General features: G+C 37.2%; 27 protein-coding genes. 4 read left to right on the forward strand and 23 right to left on the reverse strand.

Annotation, left to right across the window (positions count from 1 at the left end; all coding sequences use genetic code 11):
• Positions 1–5: 5 nt before the first annotated feature.
• From ID741_RS15760 to ID741_RS15785, 6 genes are all read right to left on the reverse strand, one after another.
• A complete protein-coding gene (locus ID741_RS15760; protein ID WP_438720691.1) occupies positions 6–1,865 on the reverse strand; it encodes a beta-glucoside-specific PTS transporter subunit IIABC in 1,860 nt (619 codons plus the stop codon).
• Between the two features lie 4 nt (positions 1,866–1,869).
• Entirely contained in the window at positions 1,870–2,703 is an 834-nt protein-coding gene (locus tag ID741_RS15765) for a PRD domain-containing protein (protein WP_438720692.1), read from the reverse strand.
• A gap of 484 nt (positions 2,704–3,187) precedes the next feature.
• Positions 3,188–3,625, reverse strand: coding sequence for a winged helix-turn-helix domain-containing protein (locus ID741_RS15770; protein ID WP_438720693.1), 438 nt, complete (start codon positions 3,623–3,625; stop codon positions 3,188–3,190).
• A 2-nt stretch (positions 3,626–3,627) separates the two neighbouring features.
• Positions 3,628–5,832: a transglutaminaseTgpA domain-containing protein gene (locus tag ID741_RS15775; protein WP_438720694.1), complete on the reverse strand. Its 2,205-nt coding sequence runs from the start codon at positions 5,830–5,832 to the stop codon at positions 3,628–3,630.
• On the reverse strand, positions 5,829–6,902 hold the full coding sequence (locus ID741_RS15780; protein ID WP_438720695.1) for a DUF58 domain-containing protein: 1,074 nt from the start codon (positions 6,900–6,902) through the stop codon (positions 5,829–5,831). Before ID741_RS15780 ends, ID741_RS15775 begins: the two co-directional genes overlap by 4 nt.
• Positions 6,902–7,846, reverse strand: coding sequence for an AAA family ATPase (locus ID741_RS15785; RefSeq protein WP_438720696.1), 945 nt, complete (start codon positions 7,844–7,846; stop codon positions 6,902–6,904). Before ID741_RS15785 ends, ID741_RS15780 begins: the two co-directional genes overlap by 1 nt.
• 189 nt (positions 7,847–8,035) lie before the next feature.
• Here ID741_RS15785 and ID741_RS15790 point away from each other — a divergent pair, with 189 nt between their 5' ends.
• From ID741_RS15790 to ID741_RS15800, 3 genes are read left to right on the forward strand one after another with little or no spacing between them, the layout of a single operon-like run.
• Positions 8,036–8,404: a GntR family transcriptional regulator gene (locus ID741_RS15790; RefSeq protein ID WP_218325745.1), complete on the forward strand. Its 369-nt coding sequence runs from the start codon at positions 8,036–8,038 to the stop codon at positions 8,402–8,404.
• On the forward strand, positions 8,401–9,261 hold the full coding sequence (locus tag ID741_RS15795; RefSeq protein WP_438720697.1) for an ATP-binding cassette domain-containing protein: 861 nt from the start codon (positions 8,401–8,403) through the stop codon (positions 9,259–9,261). The genes ID741_RS15790 and ID741_RS15795 overlap by 4 nt, the downstream gene beginning before the upstream one ends.
• On the forward strand, positions 9,258–9,998 hold the full coding sequence (locus ID741_RS15800; RefSeq protein ID WP_438720698.1) for a hypothetical protein: 741 nt from the start codon (positions 9,258–9,260) through the stop codon (positions 9,996–9,998). Before ID741_RS15795 ends, ID741_RS15800 begins: the two co-directional genes overlap by 4 nt.
• 38 nt (positions 9,999–10,036) lie before the next feature.
• Here the strand turns inward: ID741_RS15800 and ID741_RS15805 are convergent, their stop codons facing one another.
• From ID741_RS15805 to ID741_RS15845, 9 genes are all read right to left on the reverse strand, one after another.
• Positions 10,037–10,762: a dihydrofolate reductase family protein gene (locus tag ID741_RS15805; RefSeq protein ID WP_438720699.1), complete on the reverse strand. Its 726-nt coding sequence runs from the start codon at positions 10,760–10,762 to the stop codon at positions 10,037–10,039.
• 22 nt (positions 10,763–10,784) lie between these two features.
• Complete coding sequence (locus tag ID741_RS15810; RefSeq protein WP_438720700.1) at positions 10,785–11,537, reverse strand: alpha/beta hydrolase; 753 nt, start codon at positions 11,535–11,537, stop codon at positions 10,785–10,787.
• A 24-nt stretch (positions 11,538–11,561) separates the two neighbouring features.
• Positions 11,562–11,756 carry a hypothetical protein gene (locus ID741_RS15815; RefSeq protein ID WP_438720701.1) on the reverse strand — a complete coding sequence of 65 codons (195 nt, stop codon included), beginning with the start codon at positions 11,754–11,756 and terminating at the stop codon, positions 11,562–11,564.
• 633 nt (positions 11,757–12,389) lie between these two features.
• Entirely contained in the window at positions 12,390–13,577 is a 1,188-nt protein-coding gene (locus ID741_RS15820; RefSeq protein ID WP_438721240.1) for an MFS transporter, read from the reverse strand.
• Between the two features lie 489 nt (positions 13,578–14,066).
• Positions 14,067–15,494 carry a glycoside hydrolase family 1 protein gene (locus ID741_RS15825; protein WP_438720702.1) on the reverse strand — a complete coding sequence of 476 codons (1,428 nt, stop codon included), beginning with the start codon at positions 15,492–15,494 and terminating at the stop codon, positions 14,067–14,069.
• A gap of 79 nt (positions 15,495–15,573) precedes the next feature.
• The gene (locus ID741_RS15830; protein ID WP_438720703.1) at positions 15,574–16,365 is read right to left on the reverse strand and encodes a histidine phosphatase family protein; all 792 of its coding nucleotides are present in this window, start codon (positions 16,363–16,365) and stop codon (positions 15,574–15,576) included.
• Between the two features lie 83 nt (positions 16,366–16,448).
• Complete coding sequence (locus ID741_RS15835) at positions 16,449–16,796, reverse strand: PTS lactose/cellobiose transporter subunit IIA (RefSeq protein WP_438720704.1); 348 nt, start codon at positions 16,794–16,796, stop codon at positions 16,449–16,451.
• Positions 16,797–16,810: 14 nt separating this feature from the next.
• Positions 16,811–18,079, reverse strand: a complete 1,269-nt coding sequence (locus tag ID741_RS15840; RefSeq protein ID WP_218325737.1) for a PTS sugar transporter subunit IIC — start codon at positions 18,077–18,079, stop codon at positions 16,811–16,813.
• Positions 18,080–18,091: 12 nt separating this feature from the next.
• On the reverse strand, positions 18,092–18,406 hold the full coding sequence (locus tag ID741_RS15845; protein WP_218325736.1) for a PTS sugar transporter subunit IIB: 315 nt from the start codon (positions 18,404–18,406) through the stop codon (positions 18,092–18,094).
• A 174-nt stretch (positions 18,407–18,580) separates the two neighbouring features.
• On the opposite strand from ID741_RS15845, the gene ID741_RS15850 reads away from it, so the two are divergent.
• Positions 18,581–20,488, forward strand: coding sequence for a BglG family transcription antiterminator (locus ID741_RS15850; RefSeq protein ID WP_438720705.1), 1,908 nt, complete (start codon positions 18,581–18,583; stop codon positions 20,486–20,488).
• 41 nt (positions 20,489–20,529) lie between these two features.
• Here the strand turns inward: ID741_RS15850 and dagF are convergent, their stop codons facing one another.
• The 8 genes from dagF to ID741_RS15890 are packed head-to-tail and all read right to left on the reverse strand — an operon-like array spanning position 20,530 to position 26,107.
• The gene (gene dagF / locus ID741_RS15855; RefSeq protein ID WP_438720706.1) at positions 20,530–21,267 is read right to left on the reverse strand and encodes a 2-dehydro-3-deoxy-phosphogluconate aldolase; all 738 of its coding nucleotides are present in this window, start codon (positions 21,265–21,267) and stop codon (positions 20,530–20,532) included.
• A gap of 11 nt (positions 21,268–21,278) precedes the next feature.
• Complete coding sequence (locus ID741_RS15860) at positions 21,279–22,370, reverse strand: DgaE family pyridoxal phosphate-dependent ammonia lyase (RefSeq protein ID WP_438720707.1); 1,092 nt, start codon at positions 22,368–22,370, stop codon at positions 21,279–21,281.
• On the reverse strand, positions 22,360–23,466 hold the full coding sequence (locus ID741_RS15865; RefSeq protein ID WP_438720708.1) for an amidohydrolase/deacetylase family metallohydrolase: 1,107 nt from the start codon (positions 23,464–23,466) through the stop codon (positions 22,360–22,362). The genes ID741_RS15860 and ID741_RS15865 overlap by 11 nt, the downstream gene beginning before the upstream one ends.
• An 18-nt stretch (positions 23,467–23,484) precedes the next feature.
• The gene (locus tag ID741_RS15870; RefSeq protein ID WP_438720709.1) at positions 23,485–24,177 is read right to left on the reverse strand and encodes a DUF4310 family protein; all 693 of its coding nucleotides are present in this window, start codon (positions 24,175–24,177) and stop codon (positions 23,485–23,487) included.
• 53 nt (positions 24,178–24,230) lie between these two features.
• Positions 24,231–25,010, reverse strand: a complete 780-nt coding sequence (locus tag ID741_RS15875; RefSeq protein ID WP_218325730.1) for a DUF4311 domain-containing protein — start codon at positions 25,008–25,010, stop codon at positions 24,231–24,233.
• A 17-nt stretch (positions 25,011–25,027) separates the two neighbouring features.
• Positions 25,028–25,387, reverse strand: coding sequence for a DUF4312 family protein (locus tag ID741_RS15880; RefSeq protein ID WP_438720710.1), 360 nt, complete (start codon positions 25,385–25,387; stop codon positions 25,028–25,030).
• Between the two features lie 11 nt (positions 25,388–25,398).
• Entirely contained in the window at positions 25,399–25,755 is a 357-nt protein-coding gene (locus tag ID741_RS15885) for a glycine-rich SFCGS family protein (protein ID WP_438720711.1), read from the reverse strand.
• 19 nt (positions 25,756–25,774) lie between these two features.
• The gene (locus tag ID741_RS15890; RefSeq protein WP_218325727.1) at positions 25,775–26,107 is read right to left on the reverse strand and encodes a PRD domain-containing protein; all 333 of its coding nucleotides are present in this window, start codon (positions 26,105–26,107) and stop codon (positions 25,775–25,777) included.
• Between the last annotated feature and the right edge of the window lie 4 nt (positions 26,108–26,111).

Genomic DNA, 26,111 nt, shown 5'->3' on the forward strand with positions numbered 1-26,111 from the left:
GACTTCTATTCAAAAATAATATTCATTGATAAATCACTGTCACAAACCGTTCGATTGGTTTCTGGAATAACGTCTAAATAATCATTAGTATTCGTCACTACCACAATTGTCGTAGTGTCATACCCTGCTTCTTTTATACTTTTAAAATCAACAGTACCTATTTTTTGACCGATTTTTACTTGATCACCAGCTTTGACATCAATAACAAAACCCATGCCGTCCAATTCAACAGTATCAATTCCAATATGAATCAATACTTCTTCATTATTTTTCCCTTTAATACCCACAGCATGTTTTGTCGGAAAAACAACAGTAACCTCTCCATCGACTGGAGAAAAAATGTCATTAGCTTCAGGAATTATGCCCACACCTTTACCTAATGCACCTGATGAAAAAGCCTGATCACTTACTTCAGAAAGTTGTACCAATTGACCTTTCACTACACTTTTCAAAGGAATTGTACGTAAGTTAATTTTACCCTCTGATTCTTGATTGCTTTTAGCATTTTCTTCTTGGGAATCATCTTCTTCAGCAGGAACACCTAATAGAAAAGCTGCCACTGCTGCACCTACAAAACTGATTATTACTGAAGCGACCATGAACCATAAATTGCTAAAATCACCTTCACCAATATAAGAAGGAAGACCAAATAGTCCCCAAGCAACAGAATAAGCTTTCACACCGGTAATTCCTGCAAATAAACCGCCTAATCCCCCACCAATAATAACTGCTATAAATGGTCGACGGTATTTTACAAAAACTCCGTAAATAGCTGGTTCAGTGATTCCTAAAATTGCTGATAATGTAACCGTCCCGAATAATTGTTTTTGCTTATTATTTCGTGTTCTTAAGAAATAGCCCAGCATCGCACCACCTACTGCAATATCTGATATTGTACATGCGGTAATAAAAGCTGGGTCAAAACCATTGGCAGCAATTAACGAAGCCACCACCGGCATGATGAAATTACCAGCACCCAACATAATTAAGAAAGGTTGTAAGGCCGCATAAAGCATCATTACAAACCACGCACCTACCGTATCCAATAGCCAAGTAAAAATACCAATAATGCCTTCACCCAAATAAAAACCAATTGGTCCAAAAACCAGCAAAGTCGCTGGTAACATGATTAACATCACTAATAACGGTGTTAAAAACAATTGTAAAGAATTTGGCACAATTCTTTTGATAAATTTTGTGACGTATCCCATCACCCAAACAGCCAGCAAAATCGGTACAAAACTATTTGAATAAGTAATCTCTGGTAAAGGAATGCCGAACATTGTTAAACCAGAAACGCCATTGATTGAATCTGATAAAATGGTAACTGCTAAAGCAACGGCTAAATAAGGATTTGCACCTAACCGTTTAGCACAACTCATAGCCATAAAAATTGGCAAGAAATAAAAGACCGCACTTCTTAATGTATCTAAAATGATATAAGTTGAGCTCTCAGGCGAAATCAATCCCGTTAACGATAAAATGGATAGAACTGCCGCTAAAAGACCCGCACAAATTATTGGCTCTAAAATCGGTGTCATTGATTCTGATACAACATCTAAAGCCGCTTTAACAAAATTTTTCTTGGCCTTTGGTTGCTGGGTTGGCGCATCGTCATTGATCCCTAGCATGGTCGTTAATTCTTTATGCACTTCACTAACATGCGTACCAACAATTATTTGATAGGCTACTTGATTACTGACTACATCAATTACTCCGTCTAAAGCTTTTAGTCCCTCTGTATCCGCTTTAGAACGATCTTTCAAGGTAAACCGTAGCCTTGTCATACAGTGAACTACCGCTTGAATATTTTCTTTTCCACCGACTAATTCGATAATCTCTTGATTAAAATTTTGATATTTCATCTTTTTACTTCCTCTCAGTTACACGATTAATATGAATCATTAAATAAGTGTATTCATCTGGTGTCAGATACTGATTGAACCTGCCCTTTACGTAAATATCAATTTTTTCAGTTGCTAGATAAGCCTCAGGATAAAGCATTCTTACTTGTTCATACAAAGAAGAACTTTCTTGATCATAGACTTCTTGTTTTCTTAATCGTTCGATAAAATATTGCAGATGGGTAACCAAGCGCATATAATTCATTGACGACTCATCTAATGAAATCTGAAAATGATATTTTATGATATTTAAAATGTCTCGCAAAATTTCCATACTTTCGACAGTTTCAGCTAGTAATGACTGGCTTTCATTAATGTTTACAAAATGTAAGGCGATCGAAACGGCTTCCTCATCTGGAAAATCAATTTGAAAAGTTTTTCTCATTAATGCAACAGCATAAGTACCAATCTCATAAAACTTCGGATAAAATTTCTGAACCTCCCAAGTTAACGGACTCAAAATGAATTGACCTTTCTTTCCACGTCTCAATGCAAAAGTAAGATGATCTAATAGCGCCAAATATAAATAATCATTCGCTTTTTGTTGATTGACTGATTCTCCATACGCCACGATATCGTTTAAAAGATAAATCATTTTTTCATCAGAATGGGTGAGCAAATAGCTAAAGTGCTCTAAGCGATCTTTGGAGTCTAAAACATAAGTCTTCTCTATTTCAGAATCATTAATTCGTTGGCCAACTTTTTTTTTAAATGAAACTCCTGGAGAATAAACAATGGACTCATGTCCGCCTTTTTCGATAATTGCTATGTTATTATTTAAGATTTTTACTACTTTCATCATTTACCCCTTTCCAGAAAAAAAACTCAGATTACAGACTAAACAAACCGAAATTTTTCGGTGTATTTAGTGCATAATCTGAGTTCTGCCTGCATTACCAGTCACATCACTCTAAAAATGACTACTTTGTCATTCCTAGCTTTTTTTCTTACTTACAAAAAAAGAATAGCATCAAACCCTGATATTTGTCAACGCTTTCTTTTTCTGATTTTTGTTTTTTTGATCACCTTTCATAAATATCACTAGAATGTCTACATCTTTTTCTGTGTTAGACAATCCTTCTAGATCAATAAGAGCCAGTAATGTGCTCTCATCAATACTGGCTCTTCTTGAAAGTGAATCTGGAATGATCTTCTTGCAAGCTCAACTACTTTCAGATTATATAAAATCTCTTCACCGACTATTTCAGTTAACCCCTTTAACCAAAGCTACTAAAAAAGCCGAGTTTCCTCGACTAATAAATTATCTATTTCAATGAATTCACCTATTCTTTTATTAATTGATAACCTTTACCGTGAACGGTTTTTAGTTTGTCGCTGGCAAAACCAGCATGATCCATCTTATCTCGTAGTTTTCGGATTAAAGTAGATAATTGGCATTTAATTGAAGTGGTCAGCACTTCTTTGTCCCAGACAAGTCGACATAATTCTTCTTGTGAAAGCGGTCGACCATCTGCCTTGATTAATTCTTGGAGTACACGAAATTCCCCTTTTGTCAGAACCAATTTTTCTAATAAAGATTCTTGACGGAACTCTTCTTTTGGGACCTCTTCTTCGAGGCAGAGTGTCTCGCGGATATTTTCCAAAGAAGCTGTGGGAGATAAATAAGTTGCCCCAGTCAGGACTTCACTATCGCCTTGATTGTTTTCACTTAAATGAATAATGATTGTATTTTTTTGATTGATATTTTTGACGATTTTCACTCTTAATAGACATACCAATACTTAGCTATAAATTTCTTCACTCTCGTCATTTCTTGATAATTTTTTTCGATGACTTGCTGGACTGTTTCTTTTACCAGACCTACTTCAGAGGCTGATAATTCAGTCGGACTAAAGCTGGTCTGAATGATGAGTCTTAATATTTCGGTGAATTTCTCCTCAGAAATCATTGGAAAAAGCACATGCATTTGTTTAGGAAAATCTGCTTCATTTCCAGAAAAGGGTATTTTTTTAGCATATCTAACAGCTGACAACATATTTTGGAAAGCCTGGTCTGCTGTCTGTTGATTTTTTTCAGCATTTTTTTTATTGTATCTATGGCGCAACCAAAACGATACTATTACCAAACTGATTGCTAAAAAGATTGTTACCAATAAAACACCGAAACGACTAAGAAAAGTAGTTTGTCTAGTCGAAGTATTGGTTACATTGGTCGCATTTTCTTGATTCGTTAGACTCGCTTGATTAGTGGCATCAGGTGTTACTTCCACCGGTAACCAGCCAGAATTTTCCTGATACAATTCCACCCACGCATGAGCATCACCATCCTTGACAGTTGCCACATATTGACCATTTTCTTGTTCTTCAAAACTTGAAACAGGCACCTTGTAACCCGTCGTATAACGGGCCGGCTGATCAAATAATCGGTACATAATTACCGCAGCTGTCGCAAAGTGTTGGCAATAACCTTGTCTCGTATCAAATAAAAATCCTTCTGCAATATCTTCTCCAAAAGGCATCACGCCAGGTGTAAGAGAATAACTCGCTCGAGAATGGAGCTGATCAATGATAAAAGCAGTGATTTCGCTTCTTTCAGTTAAGTTTTGGCTAGCAACAAGTTCTGCTATTCGCGGCACTTCTTCAGTAGAAATCTTCGTATATTCCGATTGGACATAGCGGCTATATAAATTCTCAACTCGATCAAACCAATCAATCTGATTTGGATCAATTTGATTCAAAGCCGTCAGATAATCTGTTTGGCTGAGTAATCGATACCTGGCATTGTCTGCTGTACCGTAATTATTTAAAGCATAATAAGGTTGATAATAAGATTGCAAATTTTGATTCAACTTTTCTAATTGTAGATCATAACTGCTATCTCTAGCTGCTTGATTGGCTGCGTAATCCCAGTCATTCCCATAATCCAATAAATAGGTATAGCGGCCGTCAAAATAATTCCCGTTTGCGTAATAATTTGTCCCCCAGCCATTGCGTTCATAAGCGGCGTTTAATTCATCAAAAAAAGACTGTTCATTTAATTCCGACCATTGATCACCTTGATAATCGCTCCAAGCTTGATCCTTTAAATATAGATCCTCGGTCGGTAATTGATTGACCGTTACTCTGAATTCTTCTTGGTCAGAAGGATAATTATTACCGCGATTGATCCGACCATTGATTGATTCCTGATTAATATTTAATAGTTGCAAAGAAAGATCTCTAACCCGTGTTTCCAATTGGATCGGAATCTCCAATAAGCGACTCATTTGCGGTTGAAGTAGCAGATAAAAAGCCAAAAACACACTACTAAATAACAGGCTAATAATAATCGTTGTCTTGCCGATAATATTGGTTTTTCGTTGAAATGCTTTGATATTATTTTTATTTCCTGCTAAATTACTGCCGGTTAATACATAATTAGTGACGATAATAAAAAACAACAATCCATACCAAAAACCTGTAGTCTCGATACCAATATAAGGAGATACAAACAAGACCACGGCTGCTAAAATGGTAAAAATAAAGCGTTGTCGCAAAACGACCACCATTAAATAAATCAAGCTTACAACGAATACAAATAACAAACTTACCGATAAGGTCGTCGGACTATTTAAGCTCGTTCCAGTAATGAGCCCGCTAAATTGACGATAAATGAGTAAAAAAAGGATGCCATAAGTCGTAAAAAAAGCTATAACAGCCAAATCATAACCTTTTTTTTGACTGAAAAAGCGTAACAACAAAAGCAGACTAAAAATGACACCGATGGTTATGACTAACCAGTTCTGATAATTGGTAACTTGTTTCAATAACAAACTTTTTAAAATTTCAAAACCAAATAAACTGCCCGCAAAAAAATTTAACCAGAAAATCACTAAAAAGCTAAGATTCTTTTTTTGCTTACCACTAATTGTATATTGTTGCTGAAAGGCAATGCCATTTTCCGATTCTTTTGCTTTAAATAACCTCATAGGTAAATCACCTGCTGTGGAAGTTTTTGCTGATAATCTTCGCTGAAAGTGGTTAATAATTTTTGATTCACATACAATTCCCCTTTCAAATTCAATGAAAGATTATTACTACCATAAGCATGTGGCGTAGTTGTTTGCTCGACCTTTTTTTCAATCGACAATTGATTAATGATTTCGGCCATCAAACGCTGATAAGATTGAGGATTATTGACAGTGATTGGTGAAATCGGCAACAGTCCATTAATTAAATGAACTTCCTGAGAAATTCCTTGAACCATCAACTGATTCACTAAACTAGCCGTCAAAGTTAAAAAGCGATCAACATCTGCTAGTTTTTGTTGGTCTTCTAACAATAAATCCAGCCACAAAACAACCTGCCGATTTTCTTCTAAAGAATAAACTTTACTCATTAATTCTCCGGTACGTGCCGAAAGCTTCCAATGAATATTTTTCGGATGGTCTCCCACCTGATAACCATCAACAGAAAAAATATCTGGACCGTCATTTCCACGAATTTCAGCAAGTGGTTGGTTATCTGAAGTTGTATTTGTTGCACTTTGATAAACAATTGTCATCTCTAAAGGGCGCGGGAAAACTTTTTGTACACTGCCGATTTGTACACTACGGCGATGACTGAATAATTTTAAATAATCATAAAAAACAATTCCTTCGACAGCCACAGCAATTTCACCGCTGTATTCAGAAGTTAGACGCAAACTTAAAATCGTCTCGGATCGTCCATCGACGTAACCAGACAGCTCAGATTGGGTCACTTTTTTTTCTGGATCTTTGGTATTTCCAGCTGTCACCAAGATTTTAAAATTTGGCACCGGCCAAAACTGATGATTCTTTACAATAAAAGCTGTCTCACCAGCAGTTCCTTGAAATACTTTTTGCGTCTGATTTTCAATTTTTATATCTAACCGATTGCCAATCCACCAAACTTGTAGAAAAGAAAAAAGAAAAAATAGCAATAATACTAAAGAAAAAATCATCAATAAGTTTGAATGGTAACGTCCGGCGAAATAGAAGCTGGCAATTGTCACTAACAAATAAAATATTTTTCGCATTAAATCCTCCTCAATACCGGTTTATCGACTTGAGCGACGATTTTTTGCAACACTGCTTTTTTTGTTAGACCATCAGCTTGTGCTTTGGGACTTAAGACGATTCGATGGGCGATCGCCGCTTCAAAATAATCCGCCACATCAGCGGGCTGAACAAATTGATTCCCTTTTAACCATGCCATTGCTCGGGCATATTTGACTAATGCTAAGACTCCTCGCGGGCTAGCGCCTATTTCAATCTCATTACTTTGGCGTGTTTCACGAACTAATTTGACTAAATATTGATAAATGGCATCATGAATATAAATTTGATTGACTTCGGCTTGTATTTCTAATAATTCATCTTTGGTGACAAGGTTCCTTAAACTATCTGTACGGCGACCATTGGCAACTTGCTTCGCTAAAATAATTTCATCGGCCTCACTGGGATAACCCATTGATAATGAAACTAAAAAACGATCCATTTGAGCCGGCGGCAATAATTGCGTTCCGACAGTCCCTTGCGGATTTTGAGTCGCAATTACAAAAAATGGCTGCGGTAACTTTCTAGTCTCTCCGTCAACTGTCACTTGTTTTTCTTCCATTACTTCTAATAAAGCTGATTGGGTCTTCGGTGATGTTCGATTGATTTCATCGGCTAATAATAAATCGCAGAAAACAGCTCCCTCTTGAAAAACAAAACGATCCTGATCTTTTTGATAAATCGAAAAACCTGTTAAATCCGATGGTAAAACATCTGGTGTAAACTGCACGCGATTATTCTTCAACGCAAAAACTTTCGACAAGGCCGTCGCCAAAGTCGTCTTTCCTACCCCCGGTATATCTTCCAACAAAATATGTCCATCGGCTAAAAATGCCGCCACAACTGACATAATTAAATTTTCTTTCCCCAAAATAACCGTATTTAACTTTTCCATCAAACGCCAAATCTTTTCTTGATTATTCATAGAATGCTCCTCGCTGTTTGATAGACCTTAGTTTAGACCTTCGAGTGGAGTTTAAGTCAATCTTTTAGGCCAAAAAAAAGCGATTTTAGGAAAAAATTTTGATTTATTTAAAATTTTATTTGACAGAGACGTTATATAGTTTTATAGTTAATTACACAAGTAACTAACCAAACAACTGAGGTGAACATTTTGGAATTTAATTACACCGATGCAAAACCTTTGTTTCAGCAAGTAGCCGATCAGATCTCTGAAGGGATTTTAAATGGTGATTTTATTGAAGGGGAACAAATACCTTCCACCACAGAAATTTCTAAGAGTTATCAAATCAACCCTGCCACAGTTTTAAAAGGCATGAATTTACTGGTTGAAACAAATTTAATCGAAAAGAAAAGAGGTATTGGCATGTTTGTACTAGCTGGGGCACAAGAAAAAATCCGCGCCAATCGCAGAGAAGAATTTTTATCGAAAGAAGTTGCTAACTTAGTCGAAGAAGCAAAAAAAATCGGCATCAGCCAAGAACAGCTGCAAGCCTTAATTGAAAGAGGGTATCAAAAATGAGTTTAGTGATTAATGGGGTAACTAAAATTTATAAAGAAAAAAATGCTTTAGATGATATTCAATTAACTTTTGAAAAAGAAAAAATTTATGGTCTATTAGGACGAAATGGTGCTGGTAAAAGTACTTTACTAAATATTATCAGCAATCGCGCTTTTCCTAGTCGGGGATCGGTCAATCTCGATGGTGAAAAAGTGACTGATAACGAACATGCCCTAGACAATATTTATTTAATGAGTGAAGACAATCTCTTTCCTTCACCTTTGAAAGTCAAAGATGTCTTTAAATTAAGTGAAGGATTTTATGGTAACTTCGACTGGGATTTAGCCAATCATATGATCAAAGCTTTCGACTTGGATCCTAAATTAAAAATGCGCAAATTATCTACTGGTTATCGTAGTATTGCAAAGTTAATCACTGCATTATCAGTCCCATGTGATTATATTTTTCTTGACGAGCCTGTTTTAGGTTTAGATGCCAATCACCGAGAATTGTTTTATCAGTTTTTATTAGAAACTTACGAAGAACATCCACGAACTTTTGTATTATCTACTCACTTAATCGAAGAAATCGCTAATTTGTTAGAAGAAGTGATCTTTATTGATCATGGAAAATTGATCAAACAAGCAACGGTCGAGGATATTTTAGGTGAGGGAAAAACTTTAACTGGACCGAAGGATTTGGTTTTAGCTGCGACTGAAAATTTACATGTTTTAAATATTGATTTATTAGGTAACCAAGCAACAGCTTTTGTGACTGGTGATTTACCTGCCCAATTACCCGGAGAAATTCGCTTAGGACCGATGAATTTACAAAGCTACTTTGTGCAATTAACAAAAAGAAATGGGGAAGCAAAATGAAACTGACAACAGCCTTAAGATATAGATTAAAATATATAGCCATTTCCGGTGGGATTTACTTTGGATTTTTCGTGGCTTTTGCCATTATTTTTCCACTACTGGGAGTTATAGCGATAGGTGGTAGTCACGAACAAGTCTACTCGGATCTTCTATTCAGTCCGTTAATTTATGGTTTCATTATGGCTTTTATTGGGGTAAATTCTGATTTCAAATTATTTATTCAAAATGGTGTCTCTCGTCGAACAATTTTTATCACCAATATTATTTCTAATTTACTACAATCTTTTGGATTAGCAGCAATCTGTTTACTACTTAAAAAAGTGGTTGATTCACTACCAATATTTGAGAATTTTACCTTAAGTACCTTCTTCTTGGATTTTTATTCTGATGGAAATTTATTAAAAACTTTGTTTATTTTCACTTGGATCCTGTTCTTTGGTACATGTATTGCTTTGTTAGCTGGCACCTTTAATGATCGGGTACAAGGAATGAAAAAAATTGTCATTATTTTATTATTGATTATGATTCCTACTGGTTTGTTAACTTTGTTTCCGATTGCTACTGGCACGACCCTTAGTCCTTGGGTAGCAACATTTATGAAACTTACTATAGGCTTGCAAAATGGTCGTTTCCATCTATTGCCAATGAGTATTTCACTTTTAGTTGGTATGGTGATTTGCTTAGGTATTACCTATTTATTAAATGTTCGTCGGGAAGTTCGACGTTTGAATGCATAGAAAAACACGGTGATCGCTAGTTGATCACCGTGTTTCTTTTAGTCTTTTTTAGGCAAATATTTCAACCACAAAGTATCTCCCGAGAGAACTTCGGCTGATTTTAATTGAAAGCCGATTGGTCGGGCATTTCCTGAGAAACTGGCGTTAAATAAATCGGTATCAGCCGGATTTCCATCAATCGCTGGGGCGATAATTAAGCTAATTTCATCCACTAAACCGGCTTCAATAAAACTCCAATTCAAAATCCCGCCACCGCCTAGTAGCAGATCTTCCAATTGATAAAGTTCTTTTAATTTGGATAACACTAGCGGTAAATCAATCTCCGTTTCACCGCAAATGAGATAAGGAATTTTTCTTTCCCGCAAAAGTGCTTTATAAGCATCGGAGACTTGCTCCGTTAATATTTCAATTACATATGCCTCTTGATCGGCATAAGAAGTCGTATTGTTCTGCCAATCTAATTTCCCTGTCCGGTCAAAGGAGATATAATACCGTTTTTCCCCTTGGTTAATCACAAAATCTCCAGCAGGAACTTTTTCTGAAGTTTCCTTTAATACTAATTCACGGTGATCCGTAAAATCTTTTCCAGTCCCACTACCATAAATCCAACCTTGAAAATGATAACTTGCTGGATGATCTTCCTTAAAACCAATCGACTGAAAGAATTTTACAGCTTCTTTTGCTTCTGGCGTATCTCCATAGCTGCCGGTAATTTTTCCATCGATGGAACTAAAGATATGTAAAGTAACCCTTGGTTTCGTCATGTTATGCTGCCTCTTTTTTTTCCTATTTAATATTTTGATCAAAAAACTGGGTGATTTTTTCAAAAAGAAATATCTCTAGTTGATCATACAGATCGGTATGACTCGCGCCTGGAATCACCATTAATTCTTTGTTGTCGCCAGTAAGACTTTTATAAGCATCTTCACTAAAATATAGCGAATGGGCTTTTTCCCCGTGAACCAGTAAAACAGCATTGCGAATCTCATGAATATACTGTAATAAAGGCATATTCATAAATGATAAAGCCGAAGTGACATTCCAACCGTTATTTGAACTTAACGAACGCTGATGATAGCCGCGGTCGGTTTTATAATAGTCAAAATAATCCTTCACAAAATAAGGCGCATCTTCCGGTAATGGATCCACTACACCACCAGCCAAAGCATACTCACCCTTTTTGTAATCTTCAATTCTTTGGGTGTTTAAATTTTGACGGGCTTGATAACGGGCTTCTTGGTCCATCGCATCAAAATAACCATTGGCATTAACCCGTGACATATCATACATAGTGACCGCTACTGTCCCTTTGATTCTGGTATCGATCGCCGCCGCATTCAGCGCCATACCACCCCAACCACAAATTCCGATAATCCCAATTTTTTCTGGATCAACATTGTCTTGAACCGATAAAAAATCCACCGCCGCTTGAAGATCTTCCGTATTAATATCGAGTGACACCACATATCTCGGTGTCCCGCCACTTTCACCAGTAAAAGATGGATCAAAAGCAATGGTCAAATACCCATTTTCCGCCATTTTTTGGGCATATAAACCAGAAGATTATTCTTTGACCGCGCCAAACGGTTCACTAACGGCAATTGCTGGTAATTTCCCTGAACTATTTTTCGGTTCAAACAAATCCGCTGCTAAAATAATACCATAGCGATTGTGAAAGGTGACTTTACGATGATTCACCAGTTGACTTTGCGGGAAAACTTTATCCCATTCAGTTGTTAAATTTAATTTTTCTTCCATGATGATGACCTCTTTTCTTTGATAAATGCAGTCTAAAGCTTCACCTTGACTTTAAGTCAAGAAAAATATTTTCCTGCTGGTTACATTTAGTATAAAAGCCCGTCAGTCGAATAGCTAATACTTATAAAGAATACACTGTTATGCTTGTTGGTTATGATAAAAACGAAAAAAGATCAGACAGTCTGATTTTTTTTATATACACTTATTTTCCTTAAGAAGCGGTGCCTTCTGCTTTCCAACCTTCTGTAATCAACCAAGATTTTCCATCGATGCTCAACGTATAATGATCCGATCCCACATCTTGGGATTCGGATTAAACACGCGCTAGATTGGAATTTCTATGTCTTCTCAAGCGTAGAATGCCATCCTTTCTTTTTCACAACCAGCGTTTGCAATATTTTTCATATTCACAAGCATCTAGCATGTAGAAATGTTCGTCATACTTTTAGTTGTAAAGACGGTGGACAGGTCTCCCCACTTCATTGCTCACCTGTAATCTCCGCCGAATCAGTAACGACTAAACTAATTTCAGACAAAAAAGCTAGAAGCCTTGATAAATGGTTTCTAACTTTAGATTTTTATTTTTTTCCTACTAAATCAATTAAAATAGAAAATTATTCATGAAAAATCGATTTAATTATAACGTTCCATTACACCTTTTTCTTGTAACTGTTTATCGTAATTTTTTGCTGGAGCAATCAGCCAATTAATAATGGCACATAAGATAATTCCCCATCCGGCAATGATAAATAATTTTTCTACCCCGATGCGATCAGCGATTGGACCGGCGAAGATTAGACCGGCTGATGCTAGTAAACTTAATAAAGCCATGACTACACCCATGATTCTTCCTAGCTGATCGATTGGAAAAGTCTGCTGGATCATTGCCATTAATAAGGTGTCAAAAAATGGTGCATCTGTCCCGGTAAAGGCGCTAAAAATGATAAACCAGATTAATCCAGTATTATTTGCAGGTAAAAGACCACTTGCCACTAGCGTGATTCCGATGACTAGATAAGCAAGGATTAATGGTTTCATGCGGTCTTTCCAGTTTCCAAAGACACCAATAATTGTTCCACCTACCAACATGCCGATTGAGTATATAATTTGGACAAAGCCCGCATTACTGACTGTCCCTTCAAAATAACCAATCGTCATTAATGGATACATACTGGCGGCTGGCATAATAAAGATGGAAGACACGGCGCCAATCAGCACGGTGATCCACAGGCCTTTTTTACTGCGCAGGTCTCTAATCCCTTGTTTTGTATCTTCAAGTGCCAGTGTATTGCCGGAATGCGTTGCAGTTTTCGGTATTTTTACAAAAAGTAACAACACTAGACCTAAGAATGCTCCTAAAACGTCTAAAAGCAACAATAAATGCAACGGCATAAGGGCAAAAAGAAACGCGCCGATTCCTGGAGCAATGATTTTATTGGCGGATTGCACCATGCCTAGTTGTCCATTGACTTTAGTTAATTCTTCTCTTGGCGCAATCGTTGGCAGAATCGATAAGATCGTCGGTGTCTGGAATGTTTGCGTCACCGCGCGAACAAATAAAGAAACATAAATCAGCCAAAATGGGAAAGTTCCGGTAACCACCCCGGTGACAGATAGAATAATCGCAAATAAAGCCGCAATCAAATCTGGTACAATCAACAATCCTTTTTTATTCAAACGATCCACATAAGGACCCACGAAAGGACTTAATACAACCATCGGCAGCATACCTAATAATGTCGCAAAACTCAGCATCGTTGCTGACTTGATTTGTTCAGTCAGATACCAGATGATGGCATACTGAACAGTCATGCTGGTGATCCCTGTTAAAAATTAACTCATTAAAAATAATTGAACATTGACGCGCCATTGGCGTTTTGTATTACTTTGTTTCAAAGTAAAACCTCCTGAAATTTAAAATCGGATTCGCCTTCAGGCAATGGTTTATTTATGGATGTCTACTGAACGTCGTCAAATAAAAGCACACAAAAAGCTAGGATTTCTCCTAGCCCTCAATAGTATGATTCAACTGACACTCGTTATAAGCAAGTTCATATGAATGATGATTGAGAATGTAAGAATATCTATAGACACGCCAAATAAACAATTGCTTATCGGCTATTAAATTCATCTAGATAGACATTGTTACGCTCAAAAATACAACCCCGTTCATCAAATAAACTTTGCTTCACTCTTAAATTCTTCTCGATAACTATACTATACTCTCTTTCCCAGTGTCAACGTGGGTTATTTGGACTCGCTGTTTACTAGCTAGACCAAATAACAGACGGAAAATCCGTCTGCTACTTTTTATAATTCAGTTCCTTGACTAGCAATCACATTTTTATACCAGTAGAAAGAATCTTTTTTGATACGGGCACATTCCTTTTCGTCGTCATCTGTGCGATCGACATAAATCAAGCCATAGCGTTTTTTGTAGCCGTTACTTGTAGACAGTAAATCTAAAGCTGACCAAGGCATGTAGCCGATCACTTCAACACCAAGATCCATCGCTCGCTTGGTGGCTTTAATATGCTCCCGTAAATAATCAATTCGATAATCATCGTGAATTTTGCCATCAGGCGTTAATTCATCGTAAGCACCTAAGCCATTTTCAGTAATCATAAATGGAATCTTATAGCGAGTATACAAATCACGATAAACATATTCCAAACCAATCGGATCGATTGCCCAATCCCAGTCTGTTGTTTTTAATTCAGGGTTTGAACACATTTGATAAAATCCAGGATGGGTTTCAAAACCAGACATATCACCTTTTTTACCAGTTAAATTATATCCGGACCAGCGTCGCTCAGCCCCTTCTGGACAAGCATGAGCACAATTGCTGTCATAATAATTAATAGCGAAGAAATCTGACAAGTTTTCAGCGAATAATTTTTCATCGTCAGCAGCCATTTCTGGTGCCAAGTCATTTTGTTTCAAATAAGTTAAAGCTGCGACATTATAGTAACCCTTGAAATAAACATCCAAGTAGTAGCTGTTTCTTAAATCATTGGCATTTAAAGCCGCAATTTGATCTTCTGGTTTACAAGTTCTGGCATAAATCGGTGAATAACCTAAAGCCGGACCTGCTAAACCACCTACTTCATGAACATACTTCACAGCAATAGCTTGCGCCAAGTTCATATGATGATTGATTTGATAGCGCAACTGATTATTGTCTTGATATTCTGGCAAGATATAACATTTTTGCGTCCAGTATTGCACGATAATACTTTGTTCATTAATGGTAATCCAATATTTCACATCATCTTTAAATTCATTAATAATATATTTCGCAAAGACCGCAAAATCATCTACCACTTCCCGGGATAACCAGCCGCCATATTTTTCTACCAAAGGCCAAGGCAAATCATAATGATACAAAGTTGGGATTGGTTCGATATCATTGGCTTTCAATTCATTGATCAAATCCCGATAAAATTGAACCCCTGCCTGATTGACTTCACCATCTCCATTTGGAAAAATTCTTGACCAAGCAATCGAAAAACGATAGCTAGTGAATCCCATTTCTTTAAACAAGGCAATATCTTCCTTATATTTGTGGTAATGATCGCTGGCTACACTGGCATCAGCAAAACCAAATTTTTCGTGTCGCTCTTGGTTGATCACATCTTGTTGTGAAACGCCTTTGCCATCGATAGCTGCGGCCCCTTCTACTTGATAGGCGCTAGTTGAAGCCCCCCATAGGAAATCTTTTGGAAATTCTTTTTGCATGTTGTTTCGCTCCTCATCTTTTTATTTAAATTAAGGATGAGTCAATAACGGACTACATCAATTTACCTTGATTAAAAAACTACTCATCTAAATGACTCGTATCAGCTAACTTTTCTAATGTATATTTTCCAGCTTGATAACTCAAAGTCGTAATACTACAATTGCCGATATCTTCACCTTGATATTGACCTGGGACGATTTCTTCTAACAATATTGGAATCATGCCACCGGAAGAAACGATTAATACGTTGCCGCCACCTTTTTTCTCTGTTTGCTTAATAACTTTTTTCATACCAGCCAGTCCACGTTTTTGGACAGTGGCAAAATTTTCTGCCGTACCAGTTTCATCGGCTGCGGCAATCGCATCGACAACGCCAGCCTCTCCACCTAACGCTTCTACCAATGCTGGATAATCTGACCAATCATCCTTATACGCCAGTCCATGAGGTGTCATAATTGTATTCCACATAATCTCATTGGTTTGACCTTCAAAACCGCCAAAGTTTTTCTCGCGGAAGCCATTGTTTTCAGTTAACGTGGGTGTTTTTTTATTGTTTTCAGCTAAAATTAATTGCGCAGTGCTCCTTTGTCGTCCTAAATCGCTAGAATAAGCACCGGAAAATTTAACATCAGCCAAAGATCCACCAACTAATTTTGCTTGATCAATCCCTACGTCTGTCAATGGGGTGTCAGCAAAACCTTGCACTTGCCCAGTTGTGTTAAACCAAGTTTTTCCATGGCGGACTAAATAAATCGTGATTGGTTTTTCTTGATTATTGGTATTTCCTTTGGCTTCAGCATTATTTACTCCACCAAAAAAACTAAAACTAACTGCTACGATAGCTAATAAAGCCAGTCCAAATTTTTTCACAGTCAAAACTCCTTCTAATTTGTATCTGAAAAATTTTTAAATATTTATGAGGTGAGAAACGGAGGATTCTCACCCCATATCAGTTAGTTTGCTTCAAGCTTATTGGTTATCAACTCGAAAAACTCGACCAAATCTTTTGTTAAACTTACTTCACTTGAAATCGTCATTAAATGATCCTGCGCATGAGTAAACAATAAACAGGGCTCATAGCTTTTACCGGCTGCTTCATTTTGAATGACTGCAGTTTGGGATTTGTGGGCCAAAACAATATTGTCTTTGGCAGCTTTTAAAGCTTCTTTTGCTGCCACAAAATCATTTTCTTTCGCCAATTTGATGGCTTCTTGGGCTTTCGTTCGACCATTACCAGCGTGTAAAATAATTTGCATTGCTACTGGGATTAATTCATTTTCTGTCATTTCTTTTTCCATCATAATTTACACCTCATTTATTGTGGACTAACAGAGGCAGCAGGCATTGCTGGCGCTTCTTCTGTTTGAATTTCATCAGCTAAAAGTTCTCTTTCATACACTTTAAAGAATGGATACCAAGTAATTAGATACATCGCGAACAATAAGATATACCAAAGAACTGCTCGGAAATCTTGTAAAATCATGACACTAGAAATCGGTGCCGGAATCTGAGCTACTTGCATCAATTGTTCTGGAATATTCAGTAAACCACCACGCATCGCAAACCAAACGACGCAACTACCTGTAATGGAATTAATCCACATTGGCATCATTAAGATCGGGTTCATCACCACCGGCGTACTAAAGACAATTGGTTCATTAATATTAAAAATCGAAGGGGCGATACAAATTCGACCTAACGTTTTTAATTTTTTTGATTTTGAGAAACACATTAATAAATTTAAGGCCAATGTCGCACCTGTACCGCCCATCATAATTAAACCTAAGCTATAAACAGTTTCATTGGTAACAATATTCATAGCCGCATTGCCTTGATCCACTGCTAAAGCGTTGGCAGCAATTCCGGCAATAAAAATCGGATTTTGAATCGCTGACCACAACCAAGTCGAAATTCCCATTGAATAGAAGAAAGCGGGAATTAATACTAATAAGATTAAACCTGGTAAGGATTGACCGAAACTTTGAATCGGTTCAAAAAGATTTAAAATAATGTCAAAGATATCTAATTTGAAACTAAAGATTAAGGTTGACCACAATGCCAAACTCAAGAAGATTGGAATAATATTGTGAATCCACTCAATGACAAAATCTGGCATTTCACTGTTTTTCAATAAATTCAATTTCGAATATAAATGGAAAATAATACTGACGACACCACCGACAATGACACCAATTAAAATCCCAGTCGGTCCAACGCGTCCCATATCATAAAAGCCTTCTTCAGCACCCACCGGATGTAGCGTCATCATTAACGAACAAATTGCAACGATTCCTGCGGTAATGGCATACTTAGGATGTTTTAACTTTTCCATATATTGATTGGCTACCATGAAAGAGGCGATCAAACCGATCATTCCAAAAGAATAATTAGAAATATTTCCTAGGTCTGGCAACTGTGGAATATACGAACGAAAAACATTATAGAAAAATACAATCGAACCAGTCATGATAAAAGGAATTAACTTTTGCATCGCACTGGACAATCCAGCTACTGCAGGTTTTTGAGTTAAAATCTTGGCCTTAGGTGCAAAGGAATTCGCTAGCCAATCCATAAACTTTTTCATGTTTGTGCCTCCTTATGCTTCTAATTTAGCTAAAGCAAAATCTAATAACCCATCGCCATCTAACATGCCGTAAATATCTTGCGGAATCACATCGACTGTGACATTAAAAGGTTTTGCTTGTTCCGTCATTTCCTCTTTAAAAGAAGCGTAATGTGGACCTAATAATAAAATATCGATGCTATCAAGATATTGACTAATCTCGCTTTCACTGCGGGCTTCAATAGAACCACCGATGCCACGTTTTTTTGCTGCCTTTCTAGTTTTTTGAGCTAAAAAGCCACTCGACATTCCTGCGCCACAACATAACATAATATTAACCGTTTTCATTTTGCTGTCCTCCAGTATCTTTTTTATTTAACTCGTTGTTCTTTACACTTCGTATTATGGCTGATTTGCACTTACACCCTCAACTAAACAATTGCACACCCCCGTGCAAAAAAATATATCATCTGGTTTTAATCCACGTTATAATATTTATAAAGTGTTGTAAGGAGGCCACCTATGAAAGCCAAACAAGCACAATTGATTGATTATCTTTTACAACAACAGCACCCAACTTCGGCCCGTATTTTGGCTGAAAAAATTGGTGTGTCCGTCAGAACAATTAAAAATTATATCTATGAAATCAATCAATCATCTGGAAATCCCGTTATTTTATCCTCACAATTAGGCTATCAAATCGAACATCAAACGGGACAAAAAATCTTGAGTCAGACACCGCAAAAAGAAGCCCTCCCACAAAATTTTAAAGAGCGCTCTTTTTATTTGATTAAAAAAAGTCTGATTGAAAATCGCCAATTGAATATTTTTGACTTAAGTGAGGAATTATTTGTCAGCTACGCTACTTTGAAAACTGACGTCGCTAAAATGAACCAGTCCTTTGCCAAATACCACGTCAAATTCATGATTAAAAATGACACTTTACAGATCATCGGTGAGGAGAAAGACAAACGTCAATTACTTTCATACGTTATTTTTGAGGAAGTCCCCCATCAATTCATCAATCAAGAAATTTTAGCAGAAAACTTTAACCAAAATGACGTAACCAAGCTGGCGAATATTATTACTGAAACTTTGCAATCGACTAAATACCGCCTCAATGATTTTTCATTTATTAATTTGATGTTGCATCTACTGATTTTACTGGAGTCAGTTCGTAATGATCATTCTCTCATCAGTCGTAACTGGTTTAGCTCTTGGCTGAGAGAAGACAAAGCCAAATTGGTGACGCAAATGATTCATGCGATTGAAAAAGATTTTGATTTAATCTTGAACCATCATGAAAAAGAAGAAATTCATATGATTTTTCAAGCCAATGTCAACTATATTCCTTCCCATAATCTGGATGAATTGGAGCAAATTGTCGGTGCTGATATTATGACAGCGGTGCAAAATATCGTCAGTGACACCTGCCAGACTTTTGGTGTCAATTTAACTAGTGAATCTTTCTTAGTGCCTTTTTCGTTGCATATTAGCGGACTTTTTTCCCGAGCAAAACAAGCAACCTCCTTAAAAAACCCAATGTTGCCTTCCATGAAAAAAGATTTTCCGATTGTTTATGATATCGCAGTTTTTATTGCTTTGCGGTTAAATCATTATCTGGCGATTGACGTGGCTGAGGATGAAGCGGCTTATATTGCCTTGCATGTGGGTTCGGAATTAGAACAACAGAAAAAAGATTTGTTTAAAATTTCAACCGTCTTATTATGTCCTCAATATATGAATTTAGATGAAAAATTATATGAGCAACTGCACCAGCAATTTGGCAATGATTTAAAAATTGAAGCGGTGATATCCGATTATAATCAATTAAAAATATCTGAAATTGAGTTATTAATTACGACCTTACCGGTACCTGTCAGCTCAAGTTTTCAAACCATTCAAATTTCGCCTATTTTCACTGAAGAACAGCGCTTGTTACTTCTATCTAAAGTTGGGCAAATACGATTACATAGAAAACATCGTATTTTAGCCAAGAATTTCGATGATTATTTTGATCCACAATTCTTTACCTGTCAAAAAAATGAAACCAATCAAATGACCGTCTTGAAGAAAATTTGTCAGCAATTAGAAAGTGCAGAAATTGTTTCAGAAGATTTTTATACCCATGTTTTAGAACGAGAATTGGCTTCTTCTACAGCTTTTGAAGCAGTGGCGATACCCCATTCCGTCTATATGGAAGCTGAAAAAACGACAATTTCGATTTTTATTGCCAAAGATGGGATTCAATGGGGAGCAAAAAAAGTTCAATTGGTTTTATTAGCTGCCATTAATGAAGTTGACCGACGGTATTTTACCGAAATTTACGAAGCCTTGATATCGGTTTTTGATTCTGCGGGTATCTATCAAGAAATCAAAGAAGTCAAAGATTTTGAAAGTTTCCGTAAATTAATTTTAGCCAAAATTTAAAAAGCAGCAGTGACGGAAAATTTCACGTCGCTGCTGCTTTTTTAAGCGATTTTTTTAATAATCGAAAGTAAAGTTGCTACATCCTCTGGTCGAGTATCGCCAGTTGTTCCGTCAATGATCGAGCTATATACATGAGGAATGATTTTCTTCACACCAGCATCTAAAGCAATTTTTAGGATTTCTTCAAAGTTTTCTAAATCAATCCCGCCAGTTGGTTCTAAATAGAAATCATATTTGGCACAAGCTTCAGCCACTGCCTTGAATTCATCTTTATGAGCTAAGCCTTTCATTGGAAAATATTTTACCGAGCTACCGCCCATATCTTGTAATAATTTAATGGCTGTTTCGATTGGCACAATCGCTTCTGGCGCTTTTGAGCTTAACGGGCCAGTCGCAATATTTACAAAACCAACTTTTCCGGTTGGAGAAACCAAACCATTTATAACTGTTTCATTTTGATTTAATAATGCTCGTGAAGCACCAACGCCAGTAAATACTTGATTCACATGTTGCGGTTGTAAAACTCCAGATAAGCGGGTAACCATTTGACTTTGGTTTGGATCACCCGCACCAAGTCCCACCGATAAAGCATTTTCTGTCGCTGCTTGATATTTTTTCATGTCTTCAATGGCCGCTTCGTCACTGGCATAATTTTTTGACAATACACCTAAAACTACATAACCTTCAGCAGCTTCATAACAATCTTTTGCATTTTCAACTGAATTTGCTAAAACATTTAAGCAAACCCGTTCTTGATAATATTTTGGACTTAATGACATAATTAAACTCCCTACATAATTTCTTTTAATCGATTGACAATTTTTGTCATTTCACTTTGATTCACTGAGCGTACATCAAATTCGATGATGCCATTATTAGCTTGATATTCTCTCGTATAAACCGCTGGATCTTTTTCTTTCAGTTCTTCAATCACTTGTTTCGCAGTTTTTTCGCCGCTGACTTTGACGCTGGCTCTATAAATATCGCGACCGGCACCATCTTGAACGACTTCGGCGGATAAACCTGAAATTTCGTTAAGATCTGCGATAAAAGGAAGCATTCTCGCCTTCATTTCACTGCCGGCTTCACTACCATGGACTAAGTAATCTTCCACCGCTTGTGTAAAACCTAAAATATTGTCTTTACCAATCTTCATGGCGCGACCGATTCCCTTGCCTTGCAGCCGAATCCACTCAATATATTCTTTTTTACCGATGACTAAACCAGCACTTGGCCCTTCCATCGCTTTGGCACCAGAATAAATCACTAAATCTGCGCCCGCTTGAATATATTTAAATAAATCTTCTTCCGCTGCTGCATCGACAATTAGTGGAATCTTGTGTGCTTTCGCTACAGTTGCCGCTTCAGCAACCGTCAACATACTTTTTTGAACAGTGTGATGGCTCTTAATGTATAAAATCGCCGCTGTTTTTTCTGTAATCATCATTTCTAAGTGGTCTGGTCCGCACATATTGGCATAACCTGCCTCAATCACTTGTCCGCCACCTTGTTCCACCATTACTTCAACTGGTGTCCCATAATCAACATTATGACCTTTTGGTAAAATGATTTCTCTTTTGCTGATTTTTTCAGTATACGGATGATAAGCATGATATAAATCTCCAGCACCAATCAAGGCCGCCACTGATTGGGCAATTCCAGCTGAAGCGGAAGAAACAATTTGTGCGTCTTCCACTTTTAATAATTTAGCTAAATAGGCCCCAGTCTGGATGGCTAACTGACTCATTTCAAAAAAATGTTCACCACCAAAACGTTGCGCTGTCAAAACATTCTCAGAAACTTTTGAAACCCCTAAAATAGTCATGCGACCTGAGGCATTAATAACTTCTTTCAAGCCTAACTTTTCAAAATTAATTGTCATAAAGGACGCCTCCAATGATTGTTTGATGGGGTTTAATCTGTTCGGTTGCCATTCTAGTAAAACCGTTAGAATCAATTAATTCTTTGTCTGCTGGGATGATTTCAAAAATGGTTAAATCAGCATCATAGTCGACAGCTATTTTCCCTTTATTGTTTAAATTGAAATTTTTAGCCGGTGCAACTGTGATTTTTTCGATGATTTCTTCCCAAGAATAGCCAACGACTCTTAGTTTTTCTAGTGTTGTCGCTAAGTCAAAAACAGGGCCATTTTCACGGTTACGAACATAAATATCGGTACTAATTGAGTGAGCTTTCATTCCTGCTACAAATGCTTTTTCTGCAACATTAAAATTAAAGCTATCTGTTCCATGACCAATATCAAAAATGATGCCCTTATGATAAGCATCCCAAACAAAACTTTTAATCTCTTGGGTTGTTTGATCAAGAATGCCCTTGGGTTTTCCGTTAAAACAATGGGTTAAGACATCACCTTTTGACATCACTGTCAATACTTCTTGTAATTCTGGCGGTGCTGATCCAATATGCACCATCAGAGGTAAATCATGATTGTCCGCTTGGATTTTTTTAGCCAATTCTAGTGGTGTAATCCCATTTTCTCCCACAACTGTTTTACTCATGCGAGCTTTGATCCCTACAATAAATTCAGGCAACTCCATTAAAGCCTGATGAACTAAATCTTCTTGCACTTTGGTAAGATCAGCTAATTCATCTTGCTCGACAATGCCCCATTTTGAAATATTAAGTAATGCATAAACGTTGGTTTTTACCGCCTTAGCTAACTGATAAAAGTCATTGATATTTTCAGCACCGGTGGTTCCGGCATCAATCACTGTGGTTACCCCTTTTTTTACGCCAATTTCATCAGGAAAATCGTAATACAATTTCATCTTTTGATAGCAATGAACATGATCATCAATCCAGCCAGCTGAAACATAATAATCGCCTTTTAAATCAATGACTTCTTTTGCTTCATCAGTAATCGTTGTGTCGACTTTGGCAATTTTTCCAGCTGAAATTGCAATCTCAATTTTACTACCGTCGATTTGCTTCCCATTTTTGACTAATTTATCAAACATTTATGAACTGCCTTCCTTCTATTTAATCGCTACAGGGAAAAGTGCACCTAAAATCATTGCACCTAAAATTGCACCACCGGCAATTGGTTTTTTCCATGCATAAAAAGCTAATGCTCCTAAAGTTGCACCGATCCCAATAGGAATAGATGCTAGACAAGCACTTAAAATAATCAATGGTCCTAAGAAACGACCCGATGAATTTCCGGCACCCATCATCACATCCGCGCCAAAAGTCGAATTTGATTGATTAATCGTAAACTTACGAATCAAAATTATCACTCCACCGACTAACGCACCTAAAATTAAACCTGTCGCTAATGACAAAGCAAAGTTATCAATTGGTGCAGTAATTTTCATACTAAGAAAAATCGCTGGAATCCCAATCCCGATTCCTGTTAAAATTGAACCGCCTAAATCTAAAATACCGACTAATGAACCTTCTAAAATTCTAGCAAATAAGAAACTAGCGCCAAAAGCCGCTGCCGCACCATAAGATCCGCCATCTAAGCCAGCTTTTAACATTGCTACAATCGATACTTCATTAAAGGCGCCCACGCCATAAGTAACATACATGTGCGTTCCCGCAAAAACAGCTGCCGACATCAAGCCTACAATAATCGGAAACGACCAATCCGCAAACCAGAAACTTTTTTGTTTTTGTGCGGCCAATATCTCTTCTTGTTCTTTTTTCCACTGTTCCGTATTCTCCATGATTCTCCTCCTAATTTTTATGCATAAAGCTTCTCTTCAGAAACCTCTTTTGTTTATTCGATATTAAAAATACCATGCAGATTATCTAACCAATTTGGTGCTGAAAGTTTGAAGCTTTCCAACATTTGTAAATCGAAACCACGGAAGAAGCCACTTAACACGAACAGTAAGATAATTGCTGCCATCATACTCTTAGTAACTTTGTTCCAACCGATTTCGTCAACACCTTTACCGATTAAAATCCCTAATACCACACCTGGTACCGCGTTACCCATGATTAATTGTGCAAGTCCGCCAAATAAAGTTCCCCAGAAACCAGTTCGTTTGCCTGCGTCTAAAGCTGCTAGCCAGAAAATAACCGGCATGACGGTATTAATTAAAATTGTTGCTGCTGGAACTAAGACTGCGACTGCTGTGACTTGTAAAGATTCTGGAATAGCTGCAGCGGTTGAATTTAAAAAGGCTACTACGACAGCCCCGATCACGGCACCGACAATCCCCATTTTCTTAGGATTATGGACGGTTTCGCCAACATTTTTATTTTTGAATAATAAAGCTGCGGCTGCCCAGTTGGGAACGATCCGGTGGGTCACATCTTGTGTGAAGGCACCGGCACCAACAGTTGATGCCCAAGCATTAAAGAAGAACCCTAAACCGAAAGAAAAATGCGAAGCAGGATCACCCATGCAGGCATTCATTTCTCCCAATGTCCGAAAAGCACCTAAACCTTGAGTACTTGGGGCATGAAACATTCGAGCCGCACCGACTGATGCAGAAAAACCTAACAATCCGCCAATGATGATTGATTTAATTAATATAATTGCAAAATCCACGAAATAACTTCCTCTCTTTAGTTAGTTTTTATTTTTTTGGATACAAAAGGCAGGTTAATCCCTTCCGGATCAGCAATCTTTTCTTGCATGAAAGGAACCAGTGTCAAATCTATTTCACTGACTTCCACCGTTACTGCCAACTGAACTTGATAGTTGGTCCGTTTTCGCGGAAAAAAGAAAAATAAAAATCGTTCGGTAAAAGTTTGTTCGGTTGCTGCCAAAACTTCGACTTCAAACGGTTCAACTCGTAACAGAACCTCTGATTCTTGCATTAATTTTTGCTGAATTTCACCTAATGCTGCCGCAAAGGCATGTTGCTTTGAATTACCTTTGCCGTTAACAATGACTTTTTTTTGAGTTGTTTTTTGTGCAGTCATTTCATCACTTCCTATAAGCCGTGTTTTTTAACAAAAGCTTCCGTCAAACGTTTGCCTAATTCTTCTTGGTCCATAAAACCAAAGCCTAAAACCGTTTTTCCATCATTGATGGCAGTCAAGCCTTCTTCAACTGAACGCATGCCGTGACGTTCAGGATAACCATATTTTGTTGCGGCGGTTAAAGCACCTGCGCCACCACTGCCACAAAATGAAATTCCCATATCTGCATTTTCTTGTTGCATCACATCACCTAGCCGCATATCGGCACCCATACCTGGAACAACTACTGCTTTTCCACCTGCTGCTTCTACTTCTTTTGCGACATTTTGTCCTTTACCCATGCGATCTGCGATAACTACTGTAATCATTTTTGTTTCCTCCTAATTTTTAATTGTTTTTTGCTGCTTCAAAATGAATCGATAAGACATACATTTCATCAATTGGTAGCTGACCGATAAAATCGACAACTTTTTTGGCGATCATTAATGATTCTTCTGATACTTCATTAAACATACTGGCATCAACTTCTTGAATTGCCTCATGATTTTCCGAGCGTTTTAACATTTCATTCAAGTGATTAATTAAGACCGTCCACTGTAATTCTGATAATTCAATCGCTGGCGTTTTTAACTGCTCTTCGACAAAATCAATCAGTTCCTCTAGAGCTTTTCTTTGCTGACTTTCAGCGATAATTTTTTTGGCATCGACTGACAATTCCAATGAT

Source organism: Enterococcus sp. AZ103, from assembly GCF_051714685.1.
Classification (GTDB): Bacteria; Bacillota; Bacilli; order Lactobacillales; family Enterococcaceae; genus Enterococcus_A; species Enterococcus_A alishanensis.